The organism is Senegalimassilia faecalis, assembly GCF_004135645.1.
GTDB lineage: Bacteria > Actinomycetota > Coriobacteriia > Coriobacteriales > Eggerthellaceae > Senegalimassilia > Senegalimassilia faecalis.
This window is the reverse complement of record NZ_SDPW01000001.1, coordinates 1,956,782-1,976,921: the sequence shown is the minus strand read 5'-3', so window position 1 is coordinate 1,976,921 and position 20,140 is coordinate 1,956,782. Positions and strand designations below refer to the sequence as shown.

Sequence of the window (20,140 nt, the reverse complement as noted above, 5' to 3'; positions counted from 1 at the left end):
TCTGCTGGACGTATATATGCTTACGAGATGATGTTCGCCGGGCGCTCTACGCGATTAACGGGTTGGAAAACGCGGCGCAATCGGCCTTGTGCGTTGTGTCATCTTTGCTTGCGTTTAAGCGGCAATTCGCGATGTGTGATGCTGGGTCATTGATTCTTGCGATGGCTGAGAGATCGAAATACGGTAAGATGTTTTCTTTCCCCTCGTCAAAAAGCCTATCGAGTTCCGAGGCGCTAATTGTTTTCGTCATACAGGGCCTCCTCTTCTTGCCTTGATCTTCTTACTGATATTATACGCACGTTTGCGCCTCTGTTGGTAGCTACGGCCGTCCAATGTTTTCCTTGCATTTTCCCGATGACTAGATAGCGTATTTCATCATCGCTGCGAGCAGGTACCAGTATTGCTTTCGGGTCGTTCCAAAGTGCTTTTGCCTTTTCGAAATCCACTCCGTGCTTCATTTTGTTTGACTCGCTTTTGCGGGGGTCGTATTCAAAGTCCGTCATAGGCTCTCTTTTATGTCGCCGGGGAACGTGGCGGGCGAGCTTCGAGTTTGCGAAGGAGCCCGCCCGTTTCGTTATCTGTGCGGCGCACGGGGGAGATGAGCAAAAGCGGCCGGGGCGTCTCCCGTTCCACGGCCCGCGTGCTGCTTTGCGTTGTCGCCACGTTCTCAAGTATGGCAGGCAAACCTTGCGCACCTTTTGCCGATATATGCGCGAAAAGCACGCGAAACCTTGCAGGATTGCTTCGTGGATGGTTGCGGCCGTGCAGCATTATTGGTTGCTTGCGGCATTTTCGGATACGCGCTAGAAGTGGCGTTTCGCATGCTGTGCTGATGTTTGGCTATCGTTTCTCCTGGTGACTCGGCCGTTTTGCAGTGCGATTTCGCGTTTTGCCGCGCATGCTCGTCGAGCGTGTTTTTCCTCAAATGGGGTGTAACGCTGGACGTTCGCGCGGGTTATTGATACGCTCGCTGCACAGTACATTCGCCGTCGTGTGCAGCGCGCATGCGGCGGCTTGGCGAAAAGGGGAAGCCATGTCCTACGTTTTCACGCACGCTACGCTGCTTGACGGCACGCGCGATATGCAGCCGCAACCGAATATGATCGTTGCCGTTGACGAGGCGGGTCGTATCAGCGCGGTGGGCCCTGCCGGCTCGACGGTTGGGCCGGCAGGCGCGCAAGAGGTTGACCTTAAAGGCGCGTACCTTATGCCGGGCCTGGTCAACCTGCATGTTCACCTGTGCGGTAGCGGCAAGCCCACCAGTGCGGGCGCGGCGGGCGACCTTATCGACAAGGTGGTCGGCAACCCCATCGGGCGCTGGTATCTGCACCGCACGCTGCGCAAGCACGCCCAACAGCAGCTTGCCAGCGGCGTTACCACGGTGCGCAGCGTGGGCGATCCGGGTTTTGCCGACGTGTGGGTGCGCGATGCCATCAATGCGGGCAAATATGTGGGGCCTCGCCTGGTCACGTCGGGCGTTGGCGTGACGGTGCCGGGCGGCCACGGTGCCGGTCTGTTCGCTCATATTGCGAAAACGCCTGATGAAGCTCGTGAAATCGTGCGCGAATGCTTTGCTCATAAGTGCGATCTGGTGAAGCTGTTCATCACGGGCGGCGTTTTCGATGCCGAAAAAGAAGGGGAGCCGGGCGTGCTGCGCATGTCGCCCGAGATTGCCGCGGCGGCTGTCGACGAGGCGCATAAGCTGGGCATGCATACCGCAGCGCACATCGAAAGCAGTGAAGGCGTGCGCGTGGGCCTGCAGGCAGGTGTCGACACTATCGAGCACGGCGGCGTGCTCGACGACGAGCTGCTTGCGGCGTTCCGCGAAAACGGCGTCGGGCGCGCCAGCGCGCTGACGTGCACTATCTCGCCCGCGCTGCCGTTTATCAAGCTGCCGCCCGAGATGACGCATTCAACCGACGTGCAGGTGACGAACGGGCGCATCGTTTACGAGGGCATCGTGGATGCCGCGAAGAAGGCGCTGGCAGCCGGCATCCCCGTTGGCCTGGGAACGGACTCCGCGTGCCCTTATGTCACGCAGTACGACATGTGGCGCGAGCTGGTGTATTTCGAGCGCATCGTTGGCGCTAGCCGTCAGCTTGCGTTGCACACGGCCACGCTGGGCAACGCGCGCATCATTGGCTTGGGCAACGAGACCGGTTCCGTCGAGGTGGGGAAATCGGCCGATCTGATCGTGCTTGACGCCAACCCGCTTGACGATTTGGAGGCGCTGCGTAACGTGCGCCGCGTCATGGTGCGCGGTAGGTTCGCTGATAGCTTGCAGGTGAAGCATTTGCCCGAACTCGACGCTGAGCTGGACAAATTCCTTCCCCGCTAGCAGCTTTTCGCACACTGGAGCGCGCGGGTATTTCCTAGTGTCAAAGTCGATAATCGTGCAAAACCGCACAGTTGTTCGATTTTTATTGAATCAAGGGATTTCACATGGTACAGTTACGCCATGCGAAATCCCTTTTCCGTTTTCAGGGCGTGGCAGATGATCGGCGGTGCGGCTTATCCTGCCTTGCTTTCGGATTGCGTGCCTTGTCTCGCGACGTTCGGTTGAGGTGGTTACCAGTTGAAAAGCGTGAGGATATGGAGGCAATCATGATCAAACCGATAATGCGCAATGAGTTGTTGCTTGGCATGCCGTCCGAACCTGCTACTGAGCAGGATGTTCCCATCGGGCAAGACTTGCTCGATACCCTGGCAGCACATGCAGATTCCTGCGTGGGTATGGCCGCGAACATGATTGGCGTAAGGAAGCGCATCATCGTGTTCGATAATAATGGCACGCCCGAGCTTATGTTCAATCCCGAGATCATGCATGCATCGAATCGGTTCAAAACAGAAGAAGGGTGCTTGTCACTTGTTGGCGTACGCCCCTGCGAGCGGTTTCGGAAGATTCACGTTACGTACCAGGATGCTTCGTTTGTGCGGCACGAGCGAAGCTTCTCGGGCTTTACCGCGCAGATCATCCAGCACGAAATCGACCATTGCAACGGGATCGTGATTTAAATGTCGGTACCTATCGAGCAGGCGCGTTTGGCGCTTGAAATGCACTTCGGCTATCAGGATTTTCGGCCTGGTCAGCTTGGTGTGGTCAAGGCGCTGCTTGGCGGCAAAGACACGCTGGCCGTTATGCCCACCGGTGCGGGAAAATCAATATGCTACCAAGTGCCCGGAGTGGTTATAAGCGGCGTGGCGCTTGTTATAAGCCCGCTTGTGTCGCTTATGGGCGACCAGGTTCGTAGTTTGCGGGAAGCTGATGTGCAGGCGGCGTTTTTGAACTCCACGCTGTCCGCCTCCGAGCAAGCTCGCGTGATGGAGCGGGCGCTTTCCGGCGAGGTTGACTTGCTGTACGTCGCGCCTGAACGCTTGGATGACCAGCGGTTTTTGGAGTTTGCATCGCGCGCCTGCATTCCGTTGATTGCGGTGGACGAGGCTCATTGCGTGTCGCAGTGGGGCCAGGATTTCCGACCCTCGTATCTACGCATCGGGCAGTTCATCAAGCAGCTTCCCAAACGCCCTGCCGTGGCGGCTTTTACCGCTACGGCAACTGAACGCGTGCGCGCCGATATCGTGCGCTTGCTGGGCCTTCAGAACCCCTATCAGATTGTCACAGGGTTCGATCGTCCAAACCTGCATTTCAGCGTCGAGCGGCTTGAGCCTAGCAAAAAGCTTGCGCGCATCATGGTGCATGCCAAGGCGCACCCCGATGATTCGGGCGTGGTGTATTGCAACACGCGCAAAAACGTCGAGAAAGTGCACGAAGCGCTTGTCCAAGCGGGCGTGCGCGCGGTGCGCTACCATGCCGGCTTGTCGAATCAGGAGCGTACCCAAAACCAACGGGCTTGGATCAATGATGACGCATCGGTGGTGGTTGCCACAAACGCGTTCGGCATGGGCATCGATAAGCCGAACGTGCGCTATGTCATCCATTACAACATGCCCGGCAGCATCGAGGCTTACTATCAAGAAGCGGGGCGTGCCGGTCGAGACGGGCTGCCAAGCGAATGCATGCTGTATTGGAGCGACGGGGACCTGTCAACGTGCCGCTTTTTCCTGGAGCAGGACAGTGGGAACGAAAGCATGACCGAGGAAGAGGCAAGCATGGCTCGAGCTGCGCGCCGTCGTATGCTTGCGGCTATGGAGGGGTATTGCCTGACGTGCGACTGCCTGCGTGGCTACATGCTGCGCTACTTCGGCGATCAGGCGGTAAAAGCACCTGCCGCCAGCGAAAATGCTCTTGGTGCCACTTCTGTCGTGGGCTCAACTGCAGGTTCGTCTGTCTCCGCGTCTGAATCGACGGGCAGTTCGGGCTCTCCGGTATTTACGTGCCACAATTGCTTGAATTGCGAGGGCGGGTTCACGCCGGTCGATGTAACGGCCGAGGCGCGGGCGGTCATGCGCTGCGTGAAAGAACTTCGCGGTCGCTTCGGCAAAGGCGTGGTGGTTGACGTGCTGCGCGGAACGAATGTCGAGAAGCTTGAGCAGCTTGGGCTAACACACGCGCAATGTTTTAACACGGTCAGCATGTCGCAAGCGCAGCTGAAGGAAGTTGTGGAATTGCTTGCGGCGGGGGAGTATCTGGAAATCACCGAAGGGCAGTATCCGCTTGTTGGGTATGGACCGCGTTTCCGCGAGGCTGCCATGCCGGAATTCCGCATGAACATGAAGCAGGTGGTTCGCCAGCCGGCACGTCAGTCTGGCGGAAACCGCTTGGGCGGGCACTCGTTTGGCGGCTCTGGTACGGCAAACGGTCCCGATGCGGCGTACGATCAGGACTTGTTCGAGCGCCTGAGAAAACTGCGCAAGCAGCTGGCAATCGAAGAGGGACTTGCGCCGTATATGGTGTTCGGGGATGCCACGCTGCGCGATATGTGCGCTCGCTTGCCGCAAACCGATGACGAGTTCTTGGACGTGAGCGGCGTGGGCCTTAAAAAGCTTGAGAAGTATGGCAAGACGTTCATGGATGAGATTGCGGCATATCGCAACGAGGTGCAGTAGCGTATTGCGTGCAGTCCTTGCGTAGTGGCTGCGGCTTTCGATAAGGGTTGTCGTTGGAATTTGTGCACGTTTGTATGTAAAAGCGCTGGTCAAGTGTCGTCTTGTGACTGGCTCTTATGCAAGATGGGATACACTGGATAACTCATGGATGAGCAACTGGCAACATATCAAGACTGGGTAGCGTTTGCGGATGCCGTAGATGGGCGCTGCTCGAAAAGCATTGCCGCCACCTTCGCTGCCGGTACGTTCGAGCCGCCTGCTGTCGGGCGTGTCTACCAGCTTATCTGCGAGTACTGCGTCAGTTGCCTTGATGCGCTCGACGATGCGCTGTTCGCGCGCTTGAAATCGCTTGACGTGCAGGATGCTTACGGGGTGTTTCTTGTTTGCTCGCGTTTTTGCGATGCGTGCGACAACCTGCTGTTTTTCCGGGATGTTAACGGCATCCCCGTGGACTGGAAAAACGCGCTTGAAGAAGACATCTTGCGCAACATGTCAGGCGCCCTTGGCCATGTTCGTGCTACCGTTCCCGCTGCAGCGTCTGACGATGCAGCGTATTACCTCAACTGTTTGCAGGAAAGGCGTTGCAGGAAGAAATGAACTATCAAGAAACGAAAAAGGCTCTGCGCGACTACATCGTCGCGGGCATTCCGTTTGTGACCGTGCAATCTGTTGATCGTCATCGCCCCGAGCGCATGGTGCGCGAAATTGCGCAGGAAAACGGTTTCGACATGTTCCTGTACACCGATGCGCGTCAGGTGGTTCATCTTGGCCCCGAGACGCGCATGCCCGTGGACGTCCACTCCGATCCGCTGCCGTATCTCAACGACTTGTTCCAGAAATCCCAGAACTGCATTTTCGTGCTGGGGGACACGCATAAGATCGACGTGGACGGGGCATATACGCGAGAGCTGTTGTCGGCCGTGTATCTGGCCAAGGAAACGGGAAATACCATCGTCACCGTTGCCGCTGAACCGGTGTGGCAGCGCTTGTCGCGCTTCGGGTTGTGCCTGCACCTTGATTTGCCCGACCATCGCGAACGTCGTGCGCTTGTGGACGACTTCTGCGCGCGCCACCCCGGAAACGTGTCATGGAGCGACCACGATTGTGAACGCATGGCAACGCTCGTGCGCGGTTTGGCGGAAGCGCAGGTTGTGAACCTGCTGGAAGCGTCTTTGGTTGCCCAGGGCACGTTGGGGTCCTCGGACGTGTTCTCCGTCGCGTCGCAGAAAGAGCTGCTATTCGCAGCGGTTCCTAACGTCGACCCGGTGGCGTGCAAGCCTGGGCTTGAGGTTGCGGGCTTGAACACGTTCAAGGAATGGCTCGACCGCAAGCGCGAGGTGTTTTTCGCTCCGTCCGATTTGCTTGAGCAATACGAGCTGCATACGCCAAAGGGTGTGCTGCTGGTTGGCGTTCCCGGCTGCGGCAAGTCGTTCTCCGCAAAAATGGTTGCCTCTCGCTGGGAATTGCCGTTGCTGCGTTTCGATATGGGTTCGGTTTACGCGAAATACGTTGGCGAGACGGAGCGACGCATGCAGGAGGCGCTCGACTATATCGGCAACGTGGCGCCCTGCGTGTTGTGGGTCGATGAAATCGAGAAGGCTTTGGCGTCTAGCTCGGATGAAAGCGATGTGGGAAAGCGCGTGCTTGGGCAGTTCCTGTTCTGGTTGCAGGAGTCGCCGGCGAAAGTGTTTTTGGTAGCAACCGCCAATGACGTTTCGAAGCTGCCGCCCGAGCTGTTCCGCAAAGGCCGCTTCTCCGAGGTGTTCTTCGTTGATTTGCCGAACCGTGCTGAGCGCGCCGAGGCGCTGCGGCATTACTGTAAAACGTCGCTGCACCAGGAGTTCTCGCCGCAGGATATTGAAGTGCTTGTCACGTCAACGAAGGGCTTTTCGTATTCGGACATCGAGCAGTCCATCAAAGACTATGCCGAGCGCGTTGCGTTTGGGCATGCTCCGGCTCCCGATGCAAGTACCTTGGCAACGCACTTCGACTCGGTGGTGTCTATTTCCGAGGCGAACGAGGGTATTGCTCAGATTCGCGCTTGGGGCAGAGAGCACGCTATTTCTGCTTCGTAGTTTGTTGCTGCTTTGTTGCGTTGCGGCCTCCTGCAAGCAAATGCTGGCTTGCAGGAGGCGTTTCGAGAACTTGCGCTCGTCGAGCTTCACTTCTCAAGCTTTACGTTCGTGGTGCCGGCCAGGGACTTTTCGCCTGGACGCGATTTCGGCCCAACAAGGCCGTGCGCTACGTAAGGCTGTTCCATGAAGTCGACTTCCTCGGCCGTCAGCTTCACATCAAGCGCGGCAATTGCGTCATCAACGCGTTCGGGCTTCGAGCAGCCAACAATGGGGGATTCCACCCCGCGCGCCCAATGCCACGCCAAGGCAACTTGCGCCATGGGCGCATGGTGGTCTGCGGCAACCTTTGCCACGCGCTCGATGACCGGCATGTCGATTTCGCGGTCTCGGTCGTATTTGTTGCGCATAGCGGTGTCGGTTGTGGAGCGCTTCGATTCGCTGTCCCAGGTCGGTCGGCACAGATGCCCCGACGCAAGCGGGCTGTATGGCGTCAGCGCCATATCGAACTGGCGGCACACGGGAATCATTTCGCGCTCGTCTTCGCGATACAGCAGATTGTAGCGGCACTGCATGCTCGTGAACGTGGTCAAGCCGTTTTGGAGCGCCACGTGTTACAGGTTGTGCAGCTGGTAGGCTTGTATACCACTAACATCCTGCTTGCGCAGAACGACCGCGATGCCGGAAGCGCCAGCGCGCTCATCAACTTCTCCGTGAACATTTTCGGTGTGGTGGGCATGGGGCTTGTATCTCTGTTCAGCGTGCAGGACTATGCTTTTGGCCTTGGCGCATTGCTGCTTGCAAGCATGGTAATCGTCGCCTTGTTGTGGGCTTACCTGCTCACCTCGAAAAAGGTCCACATCAAGGAACTGGAATCGTAGCATTGCTGCCATAGTTAGAGCAGAAACGAGGCGTTGCATCAAAAAGAACAGCGCCTTTCTTCCGAGCATGCACGCCCTCGCGCGAGCCGAATGCATGAACGCCGCAGTATCTGTACAGTCATCCAGAATGGTGGAATCGCCTGATAGCACGTATAATCGGGCAAGAGGTCGGCGCGTCCGGTGCCGCGGTTTTGCGAAAGAGACTTACCTTGATACTGTTTCAGTACATCAACATCACGATGGAGGTCATCTCTATCATCTTTCTAGGCGCGCTTGGCACGGTGATGCTGCTGCGCCGGCGCTCCATGGGCTTCGAGCCGTTTTTGTTCGCCATCGTGGTGGTGCATGCGGTGAACACGGCCGGCGACCTGCTGGCATGGGTGTTCGATGCAGCGGACACGCCGCTTGCGTACGCGCTCACCAGCATGGGAAACGGCATCACGTACTTTTTCGGCCCGTTCGTGTATACGGCGTTCGCGCTGTACGTGTGCGCGTGGATCACGGGGAGAAAGGAACTTTCGGCTCCGTCCGAGCGCGTTGTGGCAAGCGTCATCATTTTCATCGGCGCACTCAACCTGGTTTGCTTGCTCATGAACTTCTCCACGGGCGTACTGTATTCCACCAATGCCTATAACGTGTTCTCGTGGGGCCCGTGGGCTAGCTTGCTCGCCGTTACCGTGCTGGCGCAGAACCTCATCGTGGCATTCGTGGCGCTGCGCGAGGATGAACGCAACGTCTTGCGCGCGTTCGGCTCCTGGGTGCTGCTGCTGGGCATTCCGGTGCTGGCTGCATCGCTTGAGCTGGCGTTTCGCGATTTGATGCTGGTATATCCGGCACTTTCGCTATCGCTGCTGATGGCCTATATGGAGTTTCAGCACCGCCAAGAGCAACAGCTGGTGCTGCGCAACCTTGAGCTGACGGAAAGCCAGGCGAAGGCGCTTTCCGGCCAAATCACGTCGCACTTCGTGTTCAACGCGCTGCAGTCGGTGCGCGAGCTGTGCGTTGTTGACCCGCAGCGCGCGTGCAAGGCCATCGACAACTTCTCGGATTACCTGCGCGGCAACTTGCAAGTGGTCAACGCCGGCGGTACGGTCACGCTTGCCGAAGAGGTGAAGCACGTGAAGGCTTACCTGGCCGTTGAGCAGATCGACCCGTCAAGCGAGTTTTCCGTGAAGTGGGATTTGCTGGCGAAGGATTTCGACCTGCCGCCGCTGTGCGTGCAGCCGCTGGTGGAAAACGCCGTGCGACATGGTATTTCCGGTATCGAAGGCGGCGTGATCAAAGTCAGCTCGTGGGAAGATTCTTCCGCGTACTATATCTGCGTGGCCGACAACGGGCGCGGGTTCGGTGATTTGCCCACCACGGGCAAGCATGTTGGCATTGCGTTGCAGAATGTGCGTTCTCGACTGGCACTTTTATGTGAAGGCACGCTTTCTGTGGTAAGTTCGCCTGAGGGCACGAAAGCGACCATAACGATTCCAAAAAGAAGGTCTTGAGATATGAACTCGCTGGTAGTCGACGATAAGCAGCTTGCGGTCAACGCGGTTGTTCGCATAGTGATCACCCTGGATCCCGAGGGAACGTGCGAAGGCGTGCGTACGGCTGATGCCGCGCTGGAGTATGTGCGCACGCATGCCGTCGACGTGGCGTTCCTTGATGTTGAAATGCCGCAGATGACGGGCCTTGAACTGGCGAAACGCATCAAGGATGTGCGCCCGAACGTCAACATCATCTTCGTGACCGCCTATGAGGAATACGCTTTCGAGGCGCACAAGCTTTATGCGAGCGGGTACCTGCTTAAGCCCGTGAAGGAAGAGGACGTGCGCGCCGCGCTTGAGAACCTGCGTCATCCGGTGCAGCTTGAGAAGACGGACAAGCTACAGGTGCGCTGCTTCGGGAACTTCGATGTGTTCATGAACGACCAGCCGCTGCGTTTCAAGCGCACGAAAAGCAAGGAGATGCTAGCGTATTTAATCGACCGCCGCGGTTCTCGTTGCACTATCGGCGAGCTGGTCAGCGTGCTGTGGGGAGACGACGCGCACTCGCCGTCGCGCCGCACGCAGGTGCGCAACCTTATCAGCGACCTGCGCAACGCCTTGAAGGACGCAGGCGCCGAGGACGTTATCGTGCGTGGGCGCGACGAGATTGCCATCGTGCCCGAAAGCGTCGACTGCGACTATTACCGCTTCCTTGACGGCGATCCAGACGCGGTGAACCTGTATCGCGGCGAGTACATGTCGCAGTATTCGTGGGTGGAAATGACGGCCGGCAGCCTTTCGCGAGAGTAGGAGCTGCGAGCCCCGTTTCCTTCGAAGCGTTTGCGAGGCTAGGGCCTTCGAAGCCGAATGATGTTGCGCGACTCGGAAAGTAACGTGCCTCCAGCACCTCGCATCTTAAAAGCGGCCTTCTTGCTGCACGAAATGCAAAACACCTTGGCACCACTGCGGTGCCAAGGCGTTGTTATTGTAAGGTTCCGCGCACCTTAAGCGACTGCGCGGCAGGCGTTACGCCTGGCGATAATGCGACAGGAAGTCGCCGAGTTGTCCCATGGCTTCGCTGAGCACCTCGATGCGCGGCAGGTACACCACGCGGAAGTGGTCGGGCTTGTCCCAGTTGAAGCCCTTGCCGGGCACCAGCAGGATCTTCTTCTCATGCAAAAGGTCAAGCGCGAATTGCTCGTCGTTCGTGATGTTGAACTTCTTCACGTCAATCTTCGGGAAGATGTAGAACGCCGCCTTCGGCTTTACGGCGGTGATGCCGGGGATGTCGTTGAGCGCCTTGTACACGTACTCGCGCTGCTCGTACACGCGGCCGCCCGGCACCACGTAGTTGCGCACGCTTTGGTGACCCCACAGCGCCGTCTGCACGATGGACTGCGCCGGCACGTTCGAGCACAGGCGCATGTTCGACAGCATGTTCAATCCCAGGATGAAGTCCTCGGCACAGTGCTTGTTGCCGGAAAGCACCATCCAGCCGATGCGGTAGCCGGCGATCATGTGCGATTTCGACAGCCCTGAGAACGTGATGCAGAACAGGTCGGGCGCCATGGATGCGATGGACACGTGCTCAAGGTCGTCCATGACCAAACGGTCGTAGATTTCGTCCGAGAAGATCATGAGCTGATGCTTGCGCGCCACGTCCACGATCTGCTGCAGCACCTCGCGCGGGTAGAGCGCGCCGGTGGGGTTGTTTGGGTTGATGATGACGATGGCCTTCGTGCGCGGCGTGATTTTGCGCTCGATGTCGTCGATGTCGGGGTACCATTCGGCCTGCTCATCGCACACATAGTGTACGGGCGTGCCGCCGGCAAGCGTGGCGCATGCCGTCCACAGCGGGTAATCGGGCGAGGGGATGAGAATCTCGTCGCCAGTGTCGAGCAGCGCTTGCATGCACAGGTTGATAAGCTCGCTGACGCCGTTGCCGGTGTAGATGCTGTCCATGTCTACGTTGGGAAGACCTTTGATCTGCGAGTACTGCATGATGGCCTTTCGGGCGCTGAACAGGCCCTTCGAGTCGCTGTAGCCTTCGCAATCCGGCAGCTGGTGACGCATGTCATGCACCACCTCGTCGGGTGTGCGGAAGCCGAACGGGGCGGGGTTGCCGATGTTGAGCTTCAGGATGCGCATGCCTTGGGACTCCAGGCGTGCAGCTTCGTCAACAACGGGACCGCGGACGTCGTACAGCACGTTGTCGAGCTTGGAGGATTTCTTGAACTGACGCATGGGCTTGCTCCCTTGATTGTCGGTGGGGTTGGAGGAATCGAGTGGGTTGCTATCTTGCTGCTGGACGAATGCGGGTTGGCTTTGGGCAGGGGAGGTGGTTGCCGAAGGCTCCGCCTGCCCGGGCTCGCCTTCAAGCCAATCAGGTTCGACGGCAAGCAAGCTTGCAAGCAGCTCAAGCACTTCGCGTCGTGGCGTCGACTTGCCCGCAACGTACTGGCTGATCTGGCTTCTTCCCAGCTTTTCGCCGCGTTGCTCGGCGGCATGGACCAAGTCGGCTTGCTTGAGTCCGGCCGAGTCCATTGCGGCGGCTAATCGAGCGGCAAAGGTGTTTTGATCCATGGCTTCTTCCTTGTTCAATACAGAGCGAATGTTCAATTCTGTGTTCAATTTCATGAGAGTGTAGCACCATCGATGTTCAATTTCAGCAAAGTTTGCGTAGTTGTCAAATTGAACACGTAAACAGCAATGTTCAATCTCATTGGTTGAGCAAGAAACTCAACTAACAAGCGCGAGAGTCAACGGCTTGAACATTCCGAAACTCGTAGGCTTGAGCGAGGGCTATCCAAAAGAGCGACGAAGTCGCGACGCTCAATGTAGTTGTGAACGCGATTCCGCAAAAGCATTACCCGCGCCTGAATGCGGCTTTACATTCGCTTTACACAGCGCCCGTAGACTTTTCTTCTGCATGCGATGGGGCATGCTGCGCGCTTGCGGCGCTGAAGACGAGACGCAGGTCGCACCTTACTCTCGAAGGGAGAACACAAGCACATGGATCCGGCAACGCTGGTTATCGTTGGCCTGGTGATCGTCACCGCCTTGACGTTCGATTTCACGAACGGCTTTCACGACACCGCCAACGCCATGGCGACTTCAATCGCAACGGGCGCGCTCAAGCCCAAAACCGCCGTCATCGCCGCGGGCTCTTTGAACCTGGTCGGCGCTTTCCTTTCCGTCGAGGTGGCCAAGACCATCTCCGGCGGCCTCATCAACGAGCAAGTGGTCACCATCGCCCCCGAGTTCATTTTGGCGGGCTTGATCGGCGCCATCACGTGGAACCTGCTGACGTGGCTGGTGGGCCTGCCGTCCTCGAGTAGCCATGCGCTGTTCGGCGGCCTGGTGGGCGCCGTCATCGTGGGCGCGGGCGTTGAAGGCGTGAACTTCGCCGCCGTGCTCACGAAGATTCTCATCCCAGCGCTGGTGTCGCCGGTTGTGGCTGGCCTGGCCGCGTTCTGCGCGGTGAAGCTGATTTACGCCGTGGTGAAACGCATGCGCGCTGATCAGGTGGAATCCGGTTTCCGCCATGGTCAGACGGTCACGGCGTGCCTGGTGGCGCTGTCGCACGGCACGAACGATGCGCAGAAGACCATGGGCATTATCACGCTGACGTTGATTGCCGTGGGTCTGCAGCCTTCCGGTTCCGGCCCCGAGTTGTGGGTTGTTGCCATCTGCGGCCTGACCATTGCCGCCGGCACGTACATGGGCGGTTGGCGCGTCATCCGCACGCTGGGCAAGGGCCTGACCGAAATCAGCACGCCGCAGGGCTTCGCCGCTGAAGCCGCGTCGGCCACCACCATCCTGGTGTCCTCGCATCTGGGCTTCGCGCTGTCCACCACGCAGGTGTGCTCCGGCTCCATCATCGGCACGGGCCTGGGCAAGAAGGGCAACCCCGTGAACTGGGGCGTTGCCGGCAAGATGTTGGTGGCATGGCTGGTCACGTTCCCGGCGGCCGGCGTGGTGGGCGCGCTGGCATGCGCGCTGGCGAAGACCGGCGTGTGGGGCACCGTTGCCACCGTGGCCATTGCCGTGTGCGTGGCGCTGATCATCTTCCGTCTGTCGAAGCGCAACCCCGTGAACAGCGGTAACGTAAACGACAGCCACGAAGTGAAGCTGAACCCCTCGGTTGCGGTTTCCGCCGCTGCCACTACCGCGAATAACCAGCCCCAGGCGGCTTAAGGAGGGCCCCGAACCATGATTGCTTCCGAACTCATCAACTTCGCAACCGTATTGGCCGTGGCTGTGGGCGTGGCCTGCGCCATCAGCGTGCTGTACGCATCGGGCCTGCGCTTGTGGGCCGCCGGCGATGTGGACGCGCAAGGCACCCCGCACCTGCTGCACCGCGTGGTGTCGGTGGTGTGCTTCACCGCTTGCGTGGCCATCGTGCTGTTCGCCCTGTGGCTGATGATCCCCATGTTCCATTAAGCCTGCGAACAGGGAAGACAAACCCGCATATCCCAACGATGACCCAAGTGGCCATCCCTCAGCATGAGCCAGCGCCATCCCCAGGCGCTGGCTCACTTTGCGTTGGGACGATGGTGAGAGGCGCATGCAGGGGGACCGAGGGCTGGGGGCGCGTCCCGCCATGTTGAAGCCCCGGTTGTGGTGGCCTGTCTTCGGCGTAACCCACTGCGTCTTTACCGCCGCATGTGCGAAAAGTTATTGTTGGCAGTGCGATAGGAACAACCGCTAGTTTTAAGCTGGCAACTGCTTTAGCGGAAAAACGTTTCATGGGGCCATTGCTAAGATGATGCCACGCATCAACTAAGGTGCCGATTAAACATGGCGATGGAGGACATTATGGCGGAAATCGATGTGGATGAATTGCGCGACTATGTGGAAGACTATTGCGGCACGGCGGCCGCAGAGGGTTTCGATGCAGCCATGCTCGACTTGGCGGACATGGATGACGCCGATGGCTACGAACTGTGCGAGAAAGCCGAAGAACTCGGCGTCGACCTGGAGCAATTCATAGTTGATGACTAGCGAAGCGCGTTGTTTGACTTAAGGAATCGTTAGGACCCTGATGGGGCTTTCCCATCAGGGTCCTAACTTTCTCGCTGCAGTCAAGCTGCTCTTTTCGAGTTTATAGCTTCGATGCCGCGTTTACTGCCGTTCGGCTTCGGCCGCTACCGCGGCTGCTCCTGCGGCTACTGCGACGCCGAAAGCGGCTGCAGCCGCTGCTACCGTTGCCGCAGCATCGCCGGTTGCGGCTAGTGGTTTGGGGTTGGATTCGAGAGCTGGGGCGTTGTCCTCTGGAGCGGGTGCGGGGTCCGGGGTTTCCTCTTGCTCCTTTTCGTGCTTTTCCTCTTTGTCGGGGCCGACTTGCGTGGCCATGCGGCCGAGACCTGCAGCGCCATCGTATTCCTGCCCGATGACGCCGTGCAGGTTCAGTTGCACGTATTCCATCAGCGCATCGTTGTCCAGGCCCAGAAGCGTGACGGGGTTCTTCGTGAGCATGCTGTACGACCCGCCGCCGTCCACGAGATAATATGAATGGCACACCAGCGTGTAGGTGGCCGCCGGGTCCATGGCTTTGCCGTGCAGCGTGACGCGCCGTACACGGCGTTCGGCGCCGTCTTTGAAGCCCGCGAACTCGTTTCCGTTTAGGACGACGGGCGAGTCGATGTCGGTGCGAATGGTGAATGTCAGGCCCTCGGATACCTGCAGGAAGTCGCCGAGCAGCTCGGGGTATGCGCGGGCCGACAGCTCCAGCGCATCCAGCAAATCTTGGCCGGTTACTTGGGTATAACACAGCTGGTTGTTGAAGGGATTTACGTTGATGAGGTCCGCGCGTGTAACGTCTCCTGCAAGCAAGTTCGTGCGCACGCCGCCGCCGTTGACGAAGGCCACGTCCGGCATCACGCCGTTGTTCGAGGCGTAATACAAGTAAGCGTCGGCAACGAAGTCGCCCAGGTTCGTCTCGTGTGCGCGCACCGCCCAGGTGTAGCCGTCGGCTTCATAGGCGAACAGGTCTACCTCGCTGCGGCCGACCACCGTTCCCGTTTGCGCTTCGACTTCGGCAGCTTTTTCGTCGACCACCGCTTGCGTTTGCGCATCGCGGCCGAAAGCGACCTCCTTCACGTAACTAGGGTCATCAGGCTTGCGCGTCTCACGCAGAAGCGAGGCCTCGTAGCTGTACGTGCTGGCGTGTATGGTTCCCGTTTCCGGGATGATGACGACCTGCCCCACGCTAGAGAATTGCGTGCCTGTTTGCGCGATAACGACATCGTCGCCGTTGCGATCCTGCACGATTTGCACGTACTCCTCGTGCGAATGTCCGTCGATCACCACGTTGATGCCCTCGCAGCGCGAAACCAGCGTATCGCTGCGCCACTGGCTGGGCTGACCGGTTTGTCCCAGGTGCGCCAGCAGCACCACGAACTCTGCGCCCGCTGCTCGAGCTTCGTCGACGGCGCCTTGCACCGCTTGTGCCAGCTTGCTGCCCGTTTCGTCTTCGCAGAACCCGTACACGCAGGTGTGGTCGTCGTCGCTGCGCCAGAACGAGCGCGGCGACGATGCCGTAAGCGTGGCGGGCGTGGTGACGCCCACGAACGCCACGCGCACCGTCCCGCCTGCTGGGAGCGGATACTCTTTTATGGTGTACGGGTCGAACATAAGCGTGGGCGTGCCGGTGCGGTTGTCGGTGAAGTTGCAGCTGAGGTATTTCGCGTTCGCGCTTCCAATCAGGTGGTTGAACTGCGTCATGCCGTAGTTCAACTCGTGGTTGCCTGGGATGGCGATGCCGTAGCCGCATTCGTTCATGATGTCGATGAGCGCCTGACCTTGCGTGATCGTACCCATCACTTTTCCCTGCACGGCGTCGCCCGCGTCTACCAGCGTGACGTTTTCGGCGCCGAAAACGCTGCGGCGGTCGGCAACGTAGCTTGCAAGCGCCGAATAGCCCAGCGGGATAGCTCCTGCGGCATCGGTTTCGCCGACTGCGCAGTGCACGTCATTGGTGTGCAAGATGACCACGGCGCCCTCGGCGGCTTGCGCGTCATCCGCATAAGCGCGACGCGGCAGACCAAGGGCGGCAACGCTGGCGGCAAATGCAGCGGTGCCTGCAAGAAAACTTCGACGGGAAAGGGTGCTGGTCATGGCTGCTCCGTTCTTCGAGGGCCTTAGCGGGGAGGGCGGGCGTGGTGCGTTTCGCTTCTAGCTGAGCGACGGGCGGGTGGTTTCCTGTGCGTTGACGGCTGTGCAGCAGCTTGCCTGATGATATTCCTTGCTCGGGCGCCCTTCCGTGCCGTCGCTTCAAGATGAGACGAACTGCGCGTTAAATGAAACGAGCTCGAAAGCGTTGCGCCTTCGAGCTCGTTTGCTGCTTAGATGAACTTGCCTTTGCCGTGGTCGGCCATGTGCTGGATAAGCTGCGCCACCCAGCCGCGGAAATCGCCCTTGCGTGCGACCAGCTTGCCATCGAGCAGCTCTTCGTACGCAACCTTGATGCGGTCGTAGCGCGTGACGGTGACGGGCTCTTCGTGGGTGAAGCAGCCTTCGACCTGCTTGCTTGCCGCCAACCCCAGCTTGATGACGGGGTTGAGCATGACGTGCGGCTTATCTTTCTCGTCGACGTATGCGAACAGGTTGTGCGTCACGCCGATCTGGTTGGCGTGCAGGCAGGCGGCGTCGTCAAGCGATGCCATGGTGTCTAACAGGTCCTGCGCCACCTCGGCGTCAGCGGCCGTTGCCTTTTCGCACGGCGTGGACAGCAGCGCTTCGTCGTGCACCAGTTCTTTAATGCTCATGTGCGTATCCTTCGGTTCGATATCGCGCGCCGCCCCTTTTTGCGTCGCGCGTTGCTATACAATCGCCTCCGTTATTCTATCGTATGCAGCCCTCACCAGGAAGAAAGGCGTCGTTCACCATGGCGAATCCCGACAAAGCTTGCAAAGCTGAGCGCGCGTACGCGACTGCGCCACGCCGCACGTTCTGGGTCGGCGTTGCGTGCGCGCTGGTGGGCGCGGGGCTGTGGGGCGTTTCCGGCGCGTGCGCGCAGTACCTGTTTTCGCACTACGGCATCACGCCGATGTTCGCTACGGCGGTTCGCTCCTTGGTTGCCTCGCTCATCTTCTTCGGCGTTCTGTTCTTCCGTCGCCGTTACCTTTTGCAGCTGATGTGGGGAAGCGAAGCGCGCACGAAGCTGGCGTTCCTTGCGTTCGGCGTGGCGCTGTTCGTCGATCAGTTCGCTTACTCCATGACCATTGCGCATACCAACGCAGGCACCGCCACCGTACTGCAGATGCTTGGCACCGTGTTCGTGATGCTGTTCACGTGCGTGCTTGGGCGCCATCTGCCGAAAGCAAGCGAGTTTGCGGGCCTGGTATGCGCGTTCGTGGCCACGGTGCTTATTGCCACGCAAGGCGACCTGGGGACGTTGGTGCTACCGGCCGCGGGGCTGTTCTGGGGCCTGCTCAACGCGCTTTCCGTTGCGCTGTACGTGATGGTTCCGCGCAACTGCGGGTTGTTCGACCGCTTTGGCAGCTTCGCCGCAACAGGCGTGGGCATGCTGGTGACGTGCGCGTGCGCGGGCGTAGCTTATGCGGTGCAGCTGGCTGGCGGCGCAGGCGCCCCCGAGTCCGTGGCGGGCATGGACGCATTCGGCTGGCTGGTGCTTCTTGGCGGGTTGACGGTGCTTGGCACGTTCGTGTCGTTCGGGCTGTACCTGCGCGGCGTTGCCGCCGTGGGGTCGGTGACGGGCAGCTTGCTTGGCGCCATCGAGCCGGTCAGCGCCAGCGTGTGCGCCTGGGTGTTTTTGGGCACGGCGTTTTCCGGCTTCGACTGGGCGGGCCTTGTGCTGATGCTGGGCATGCTGGCGCTGGTCACTCTTGGCGGCAAGCCGAAGCCGCTGATTCCTCGACCTCGGCAATAACGTCGTCGTAGCCTTTGAGCGCGGCGAACGCCATGAACTGGCTTCCGCGGTCGGGCGAGGGGACCGAAACCCGTATGCCGTCAGCTGCTATGCGCCGAGCGATGGCGTCGAGCACTTGCGCTCGATATTCCCGTTCGTCTGCGGAAAGCCCCGGCCACGTGTCGGCCGTGGGCAGCCTGACCGCAGCCCAGGCTTCGTCTTCGCTAAGCACGGTGGCCTCCTACCTGGTTGTTTCGTTCCATGCCGTTGGCCTCTTCCTTCAAACTGGTTGCCTTCATAAGCGCATTCGCGCCGAAGCGGCGTCGCACGTCCACCATCGCGCGCGACACGGCGGCGGCCTTCTGTTCGGCTCGATCGTCGTCGAACAGCGTCGGCTGCACCTCGTTTGTGCCTACCAGGTCGCCAAATGCCACGGTGAGCCGCCTGATGGCGATGCCAGGCGCAACGCGCGCTCGGAACATGGACAGCACCGCATCGGTGAGTACGCCGACGTCGTTGGTGGGTTTCGGCAGCTTTGCCGACCCGCCTGCACCGGCCGCCGCCCCGCCGCAAGGCCCGAACTTTTCCCACGATTGGTGAGGAAAGTTGCTAGCCGAATACCCTGCCCACACGGACACCACCTGCGCGCACAAACCCTTTTCCACCAGTTCAAGCGCCGAAGACAGCACCATTTCTCGCAACAGCGTTTCGGCCTCAGCCGGCGCATAGTCGCGCATGAGCACCTGCCCGTTCGAGAGCGAATGCCCGCGCGGGCGATACATGCGCGCCTGCGACACCGTGCACGCCTCCAAACCCCAAGCGTGATCGATGAGATATTCGGCGTTTTTGCCGAATTCGCGGTGCAGCACCTTGGGATTGGTGGCGCATACGCCGGCCAGGTCGTATGCGCCGTGCTTCGCCAAACGCCGCGCAACGCCCGGCCCAATGCCCCAGATGTCGGTGATGGGGCGGTGAAACCACACCTCTCGCTTGAATGATTCGGCGTCAAGCTGCCCGATGCCGTCGGGCGCGTGCTTGGCGCAAATATCAAGCGCCACCTTCGCCTGAAACATGTTCTCGCCGATGCCTGCCGTGGCCGTGACGCCCGTGACCCTGAAGGCGGCATCCATGAGCTTGCGCGCGAATGTGCGCGCGTCGGTACGGTATAAGCGCAGGTAGGGCGCCGCATCGATGAAACATTCGTCGATGGAATACACATGCACGTCCTCGGCGCTTACCAGCTTTAGGTAGGCGGCCACAATCTGCCCGCTTGCCTCCATGTAGCGACGCATACGCGGTACCGCCACCATGTAGTCGATGCCTTCGGGGATATCGCGCACCCGGCAACGGTTTCTCACGCCCAGCGCTTTCATGGCCGGGGTAATGGCCAAGCAGATGGTGTTGGCCGAACGGTCGGGGTCGGCTACCACCAGATTGGTGACGAACGGGTCCAGGCCGCGATCGGCGCACTCCACGCTGGCATAAAACGACTTCAAATCGATGCACATAACGCATCCAGCTACAGCATGTTTCGACTCCATCCGCTATCCCAACCGTTTCTTGCGGATCTTCTTGAGATAGTTTCGCTCGAATTGGCGCTTCGTTCCGAAGAAGAGCGTGCTCGTTCGACCTTCGGTCCCTTCGCGGTATTTAAGCGCTTCGAGCTCAAGCGTGCAGATGTAGTCCGCAACTTGAGAAAAACGATAGCGCGTGATTGCGTGGCATTTAGATTCGCTCCCTGGATCTCCCGATTCATCGACAAAAATAGAAAGATCTTTGCTCATGGAGCCTCCCTGAAGAAAAAAATGCCGGGGGAAACCCCCGGCCACC

Annotated in this window: 21 protein-coding genes; 12 read left to right on the top strand and 9 right to left on the bottom strand. The window is 59.5% G+C overall.

All coding sequences use genetic code 11. From position 1 onward, the window contains the following. Positions 1-46 precede the first annotated feature (46 nt). Both ET524_RS11765 and ET524_RS08245 read right to left on the bottom strand, forming a co-directional pair. The gene (locus tag ET524_RS11765; RefSeq protein WP_201738736.1) at positions 47-250 is read right to left on the bottom strand and encodes a hypothetical protein; all 204 of its coding nucleotides are present in this window, start codon (positions 248-250) and stop codon (positions 47-49) included. Next, positions 234-503, bottom strand: a complete 270-nt coding sequence (locus tag ET524_RS08245; protein WP_129424869.1) for a BrnT family toxin — start codon at positions 501-503, stop codon at positions 234-236. Before ET524_RS08245 ends, ET524_RS11765 begins: the two co-directional genes overlap by 17 nt. Positions 504-1,033: 530 nt before the next feature. Here ET524_RS08245 and ET524_RS08240 point away from each other — a divergent pair. The 5 genes from ET524_RS08240 (at position 1,034) to ET524_RS08220 (ending at position 7,082) form a co-directional block, all read left to right on the top strand. Further along, complete coding sequence (locus ET524_RS08240) at positions 1,034-2,338, top strand: amidohydrolase family protein (RefSeq protein ID WP_129424867.1); 1,305 nt, start codon at positions 1,034-1,036, stop codon at positions 2,336-2,338. A gap of 104 nt (positions 2,339-2,442) precedes the next feature. Next, on the top strand, positions 2,443-3,015 hold the full coding sequence (locus ET524_RS08235) for a peptide deformylase (RefSeq protein WP_236648290.1): 573 nt from the start codon (positions 2,443-2,445) through the stop codon (positions 3,013-3,015). Beyond that, a complete protein-coding gene (locus ET524_RS08230) occupies positions 3,016-5,007 on the top strand; it encodes a RecQ family ATP-dependent DNA helicase (protein WP_129424865.1) in 1,992 nt (663 codons plus the stop codon). A gap of 144 nt (positions 5,008-5,151) precedes the next feature. After that, complete coding sequence (locus ET524_RS08225) at positions 5,152-5,604, top strand: hypothetical protein (RefSeq protein ID WP_129424863.1); 453 nt, start codon at positions 5,152-5,154, stop codon at positions 5,602-5,604. After that, entirely contained in the window at positions 5,601-7,082 is a 1,482-nt protein-coding gene (locus ET524_RS08220) for an AAA family ATPase (RefSeq protein WP_129424861.1), read from the top strand. Before ET524_RS08225 ends, ET524_RS08220 begins: the two co-directional genes overlap by 4 nt. A gap of 86 nt (positions 7,083-7,168) precedes the next feature. Here ET524_RS08220 and ET524_RS11760 read toward each other — a convergent pair whose 3' ends face one another. Continuing rightward, positions 7,169-7,690 carry an aldo/keto reductase gene (locus ET524_RS11760; RefSeq protein WP_201738735.1) on the bottom strand — a complete coding sequence of 174 codons (522 nt, stop codon included), beginning with the start codon at positions 7,688-7,690 and terminating at the stop codon, positions 7,169-7,171. Here ET524_RS11760 and ET524_RS11755 point away from each other — a divergent pair, their 5' ends adjacent. The 3 genes from ET524_RS11755 to ET524_RS08205 all read left to right on the top strand — a co-directional run bounded on the left by ET524_RS11755 (position 7,691) and on the right by ET524_RS08205 (position 10,248). After that, the gene (locus ET524_RS11755) at positions 7,691-7,960 is read left to right on the top strand and encodes a hypothetical protein (protein WP_201738734.1); all 270 of its coding nucleotides are present in this window, start codon (positions 7,691-7,693) and stop codon (positions 7,958-7,960) included. It begins immediately after the preceding gene. A gap of 209 nt (positions 7,961-8,169) precedes the next feature. Then, positions 8,170-9,456, top strand: a complete 1,287-nt coding sequence (locus ET524_RS08210; RefSeq protein WP_129424859.1) for a sensor histidine kinase — start codon at positions 8,170-8,172, stop codon at positions 9,454-9,456. A gap of 3 nt (positions 9,457-9,459) precedes the next feature. Continuing rightward, on the top strand, positions 9,460-10,248 hold the full coding sequence (locus ET524_RS08205; RefSeq protein ID WP_129424857.1) for a response regulator: 789 nt from the start codon (positions 9,460-9,462) through the stop codon (positions 10,246-10,248). 216 nt (positions 10,249-10,464) lie between these two features. Here ET524_RS08205 and ET524_RS08200 read toward each other — a convergent pair whose 3' ends face one another. Continuing rightward, positions 10,465-12,021 (bottom strand): aminotransferase class I/II-fold pyridoxal phosphate-dependent enzyme, encoded by a 1,557-nt coding sequence (locus ET524_RS08200; RefSeq protein WP_129424855.1) that lies wholly within the window; start codon positions 12,019-12,021, stop codon positions 10,465-10,467. Positions 12,022-12,450: 429 nt separating this feature from the next. Between ET524_RS08200 and ET524_RS08195 the strand changes: the two genes are divergently transcribed. The 3 genes from ET524_RS08195 (at position 12,451) to ET524_RS08185 (ending at position 14,442) form a co-directional block, all read left to right on the top strand. Then, a complete protein-coding gene (locus ET524_RS08195) occupies positions 12,451-13,635 on the top strand; it encodes an inorganic phosphate transporter (protein ID WP_129424853.1) in 1,185 nt (394 codons plus the stop codon). Between the two features lie 15 nt (positions 13,636-13,650). Next, positions 13,651-13,881 carry a hypothetical protein gene (locus tag ET524_RS08190; RefSeq protein ID WP_129424851.1) on the top strand — a complete coding sequence of 77 codons (231 nt, stop codon included), beginning with the start codon at positions 13,651-13,653 and terminating at the stop codon, positions 13,879-13,881. 357 nt (positions 13,882-14,238) lie between these two features. Further along, entirely contained in the window at positions 14,239-14,442 is a 204-nt protein-coding gene (locus ET524_RS08185) for a hypothetical protein (protein ID WP_129424849.1), read from the top strand. Positions 14,443-14,562: 120 nt separating this feature from the next. On the opposite strand, the gene ET524_RS08180 is transcribed toward ET524_RS08185, so the two are convergent. Both ET524_RS08180 and ET524_RS08175 read right to left on the bottom strand, forming a co-directional pair. Beyond that, positions 14,563-16,557 (bottom strand): bifunctional metallophosphatase/5'-nucleotidase, encoded by a 1,995-nt coding sequence (locus ET524_RS08180; RefSeq protein ID WP_129424847.1) that lies wholly within the window; start codon positions 16,555-16,557, stop codon positions 14,563-14,565. 227 nt (positions 16,558-16,784) lie between these two features. Further along, positions 16,785-17,207: a peptide deformylase gene (locus ET524_RS08175; protein WP_129424845.1), complete on the bottom strand. Its 423-nt coding sequence runs from the start codon at positions 17,205-17,207 to the stop codon at positions 16,785-16,787. Positions 17,208-17,326: 119 nt separating this feature from the next. Between ET524_RS08175 and ET524_RS08170 the strand changes: the two genes are divergently transcribed. Then, positions 17,327-18,331 carry an EamA family transporter gene (locus tag ET524_RS08170; protein ID WP_129424843.1) on the top strand — a complete coding sequence of 335 codons (1,005 nt, stop codon included), beginning with the start codon at positions 17,327-17,329 and terminating at the stop codon, positions 18,329-18,331. Here the strand turns inward: ET524_RS08170 and ET524_RS08165 are convergent. Genes ET524_RS08165 through ET524_RS08155 form a run of 3 tightly spaced genes read right to left on the bottom strand, consistent with a single transcriptional unit; the run spans position 18,282 to position 20,094 of the window. Continuing rightward, on the bottom strand, positions 18,282-18,542 hold the full coding sequence (locus tag ET524_RS08165) for a hypothetical protein (RefSeq protein ID WP_129424841.1): 261 nt from the start codon (positions 18,540-18,542) through the stop codon (positions 18,282-18,284). The genes ET524_RS08170 and ET524_RS08165 overlap by 50 nt on opposite strands. Next, entirely contained in the window at positions 18,535-19,818 is a 1,284-nt protein-coding gene (locus ET524_RS08160) for a Y-family DNA polymerase (RefSeq protein ID WP_129424839.1), read from the bottom strand. The genes ET524_RS08165 and ET524_RS08160 overlap by 8 nt, the downstream gene beginning before the upstream one ends. 36 nt (positions 19,819-19,854) lie before the next feature. After that, positions 19,855-20,094: a hypothetical protein gene (locus tag ET524_RS08155; RefSeq protein ID WP_129424837.1), complete on the bottom strand. Its 240-nt coding sequence runs from the start codon at positions 20,092-20,094 to the stop codon at positions 19,855-19,857. Positions 20,095-20,140 lie beyond the last annotated feature (46 nt).

Excerpts from the sequence above, each read along its gene's own strand:
- ET524_RS08230 (WP_129424865.1), top strand. The coding sequence starts at position 3,016 with ATGTCGGTACCTATCGAGCAGGCGCGTTTGGCGCTTGAAATGCACTTC.
- ET524_RS08160 (WP_129424839.1), bottom strand. The coding sequence starts at position 19,818 with ATGTGCATCGATTTGAAGTCGTTTTATGCCAGCGTGGAGTGCGCCGAT.
- ET524_RS08235 (WP_236648290.1), top strand. The coding sequence starts at position 2,443 with ATGGTACAGTTACGCCATGCGAAATCCCTTTTCCGTTTTCAGGGCGTG.
- ET524_RS08205 (WP_129424857.1), top strand. The coding sequence starts at position 9,460 with ATGAACTCGCTGGTAGTCGACGATAAGCAGCTTGCGGTCAACGCGGTT.
- ET524_RS08195 (WP_129424853.1), top strand. The coding sequence starts at position 12,451 with ATGGATCCGGCAACGCTGGTTATCGTTGGCCTGGTGATCGTCACCGCC.
- ET524_RS08245 (WP_129424869.1), bottom strand. The coding sequence starts at position 503 with ATGACGGACTTTGAATACGACCCCCGCAAAAGCGAGTCAAACAAAATG.
- ET524_RS08220 (WP_129424861.1), top strand. The coding sequence starts at position 5,601 with ATGAACTATCAAGAAACGAAAAAGGCTCTGCGCGACTACATCGTCGCG.
- ET524_RS11765 (WP_201738736.1), bottom strand. The coding sequence starts at position 250 with ATGACGAAAACAATTAGCGCCTCGGAACTCGATAGGCTTTTTGACGAG.
- ET524_RS08155 (WP_129424837.1), bottom strand. The coding sequence starts at position 20,094 with ATGAGCAAAGATCTTTCTATTTTTGTCGATGAATCGGGAGATCCAGGG.
- ET524_RS08200 (WP_129424855.1), bottom strand. The coding sequence starts at position 12,021 with ATGGATCAAAACACCTTTGCCGCTCGATTAGCCGCCGCAATGGACTCG.
- ET524_RS08175 (WP_129424845.1), bottom strand. The coding sequence starts at position 17,207 with ATGAGCATTAAAGAACTGGTGCACGACGAAGCGCTGCTGTCCACGCCG.
- ET524_RS08170 (WP_129424843.1), top strand. The coding sequence starts at position 17,327 with ATGGCGAATCCCGACAAAGCTTGCAAAGCTGAGCGCGCGTACGCGACT.
- ET524_RS08225 (WP_129424863.1), top strand. The coding sequence starts at position 5,152 with ATGGATGAGCAACTGGCAACATATCAAGACTGGGTAGCGTTTGCGGAT.
- ET524_RS08240 (WP_129424867.1), top strand. The coding sequence starts at position 1,034 with ATGTCCTACGTTTTCACGCACGCTACGCTGCTTGACGGCACGCGCGAT.
- ET524_RS08185 (WP_129424849.1), top strand. The coding sequence starts at position 14,239 with ATGGCGATGGAGGACATTATGGCGGAAATCGATGTGGATGAATTGCGC.
- ET524_RS08190 (WP_129424851.1), top strand. The coding sequence starts at position 13,651 with ATGATTGCTTCCGAACTCATCAACTTCGCAACCGTATTGGCCGTGGCT.
- ET524_RS08180 (WP_129424847.1), bottom strand. The coding sequence starts at position 16,557 with ATGACCAGCACCCTTTCCCGTCGAAGTTTTCTTGCAGGCACCGCTGCA.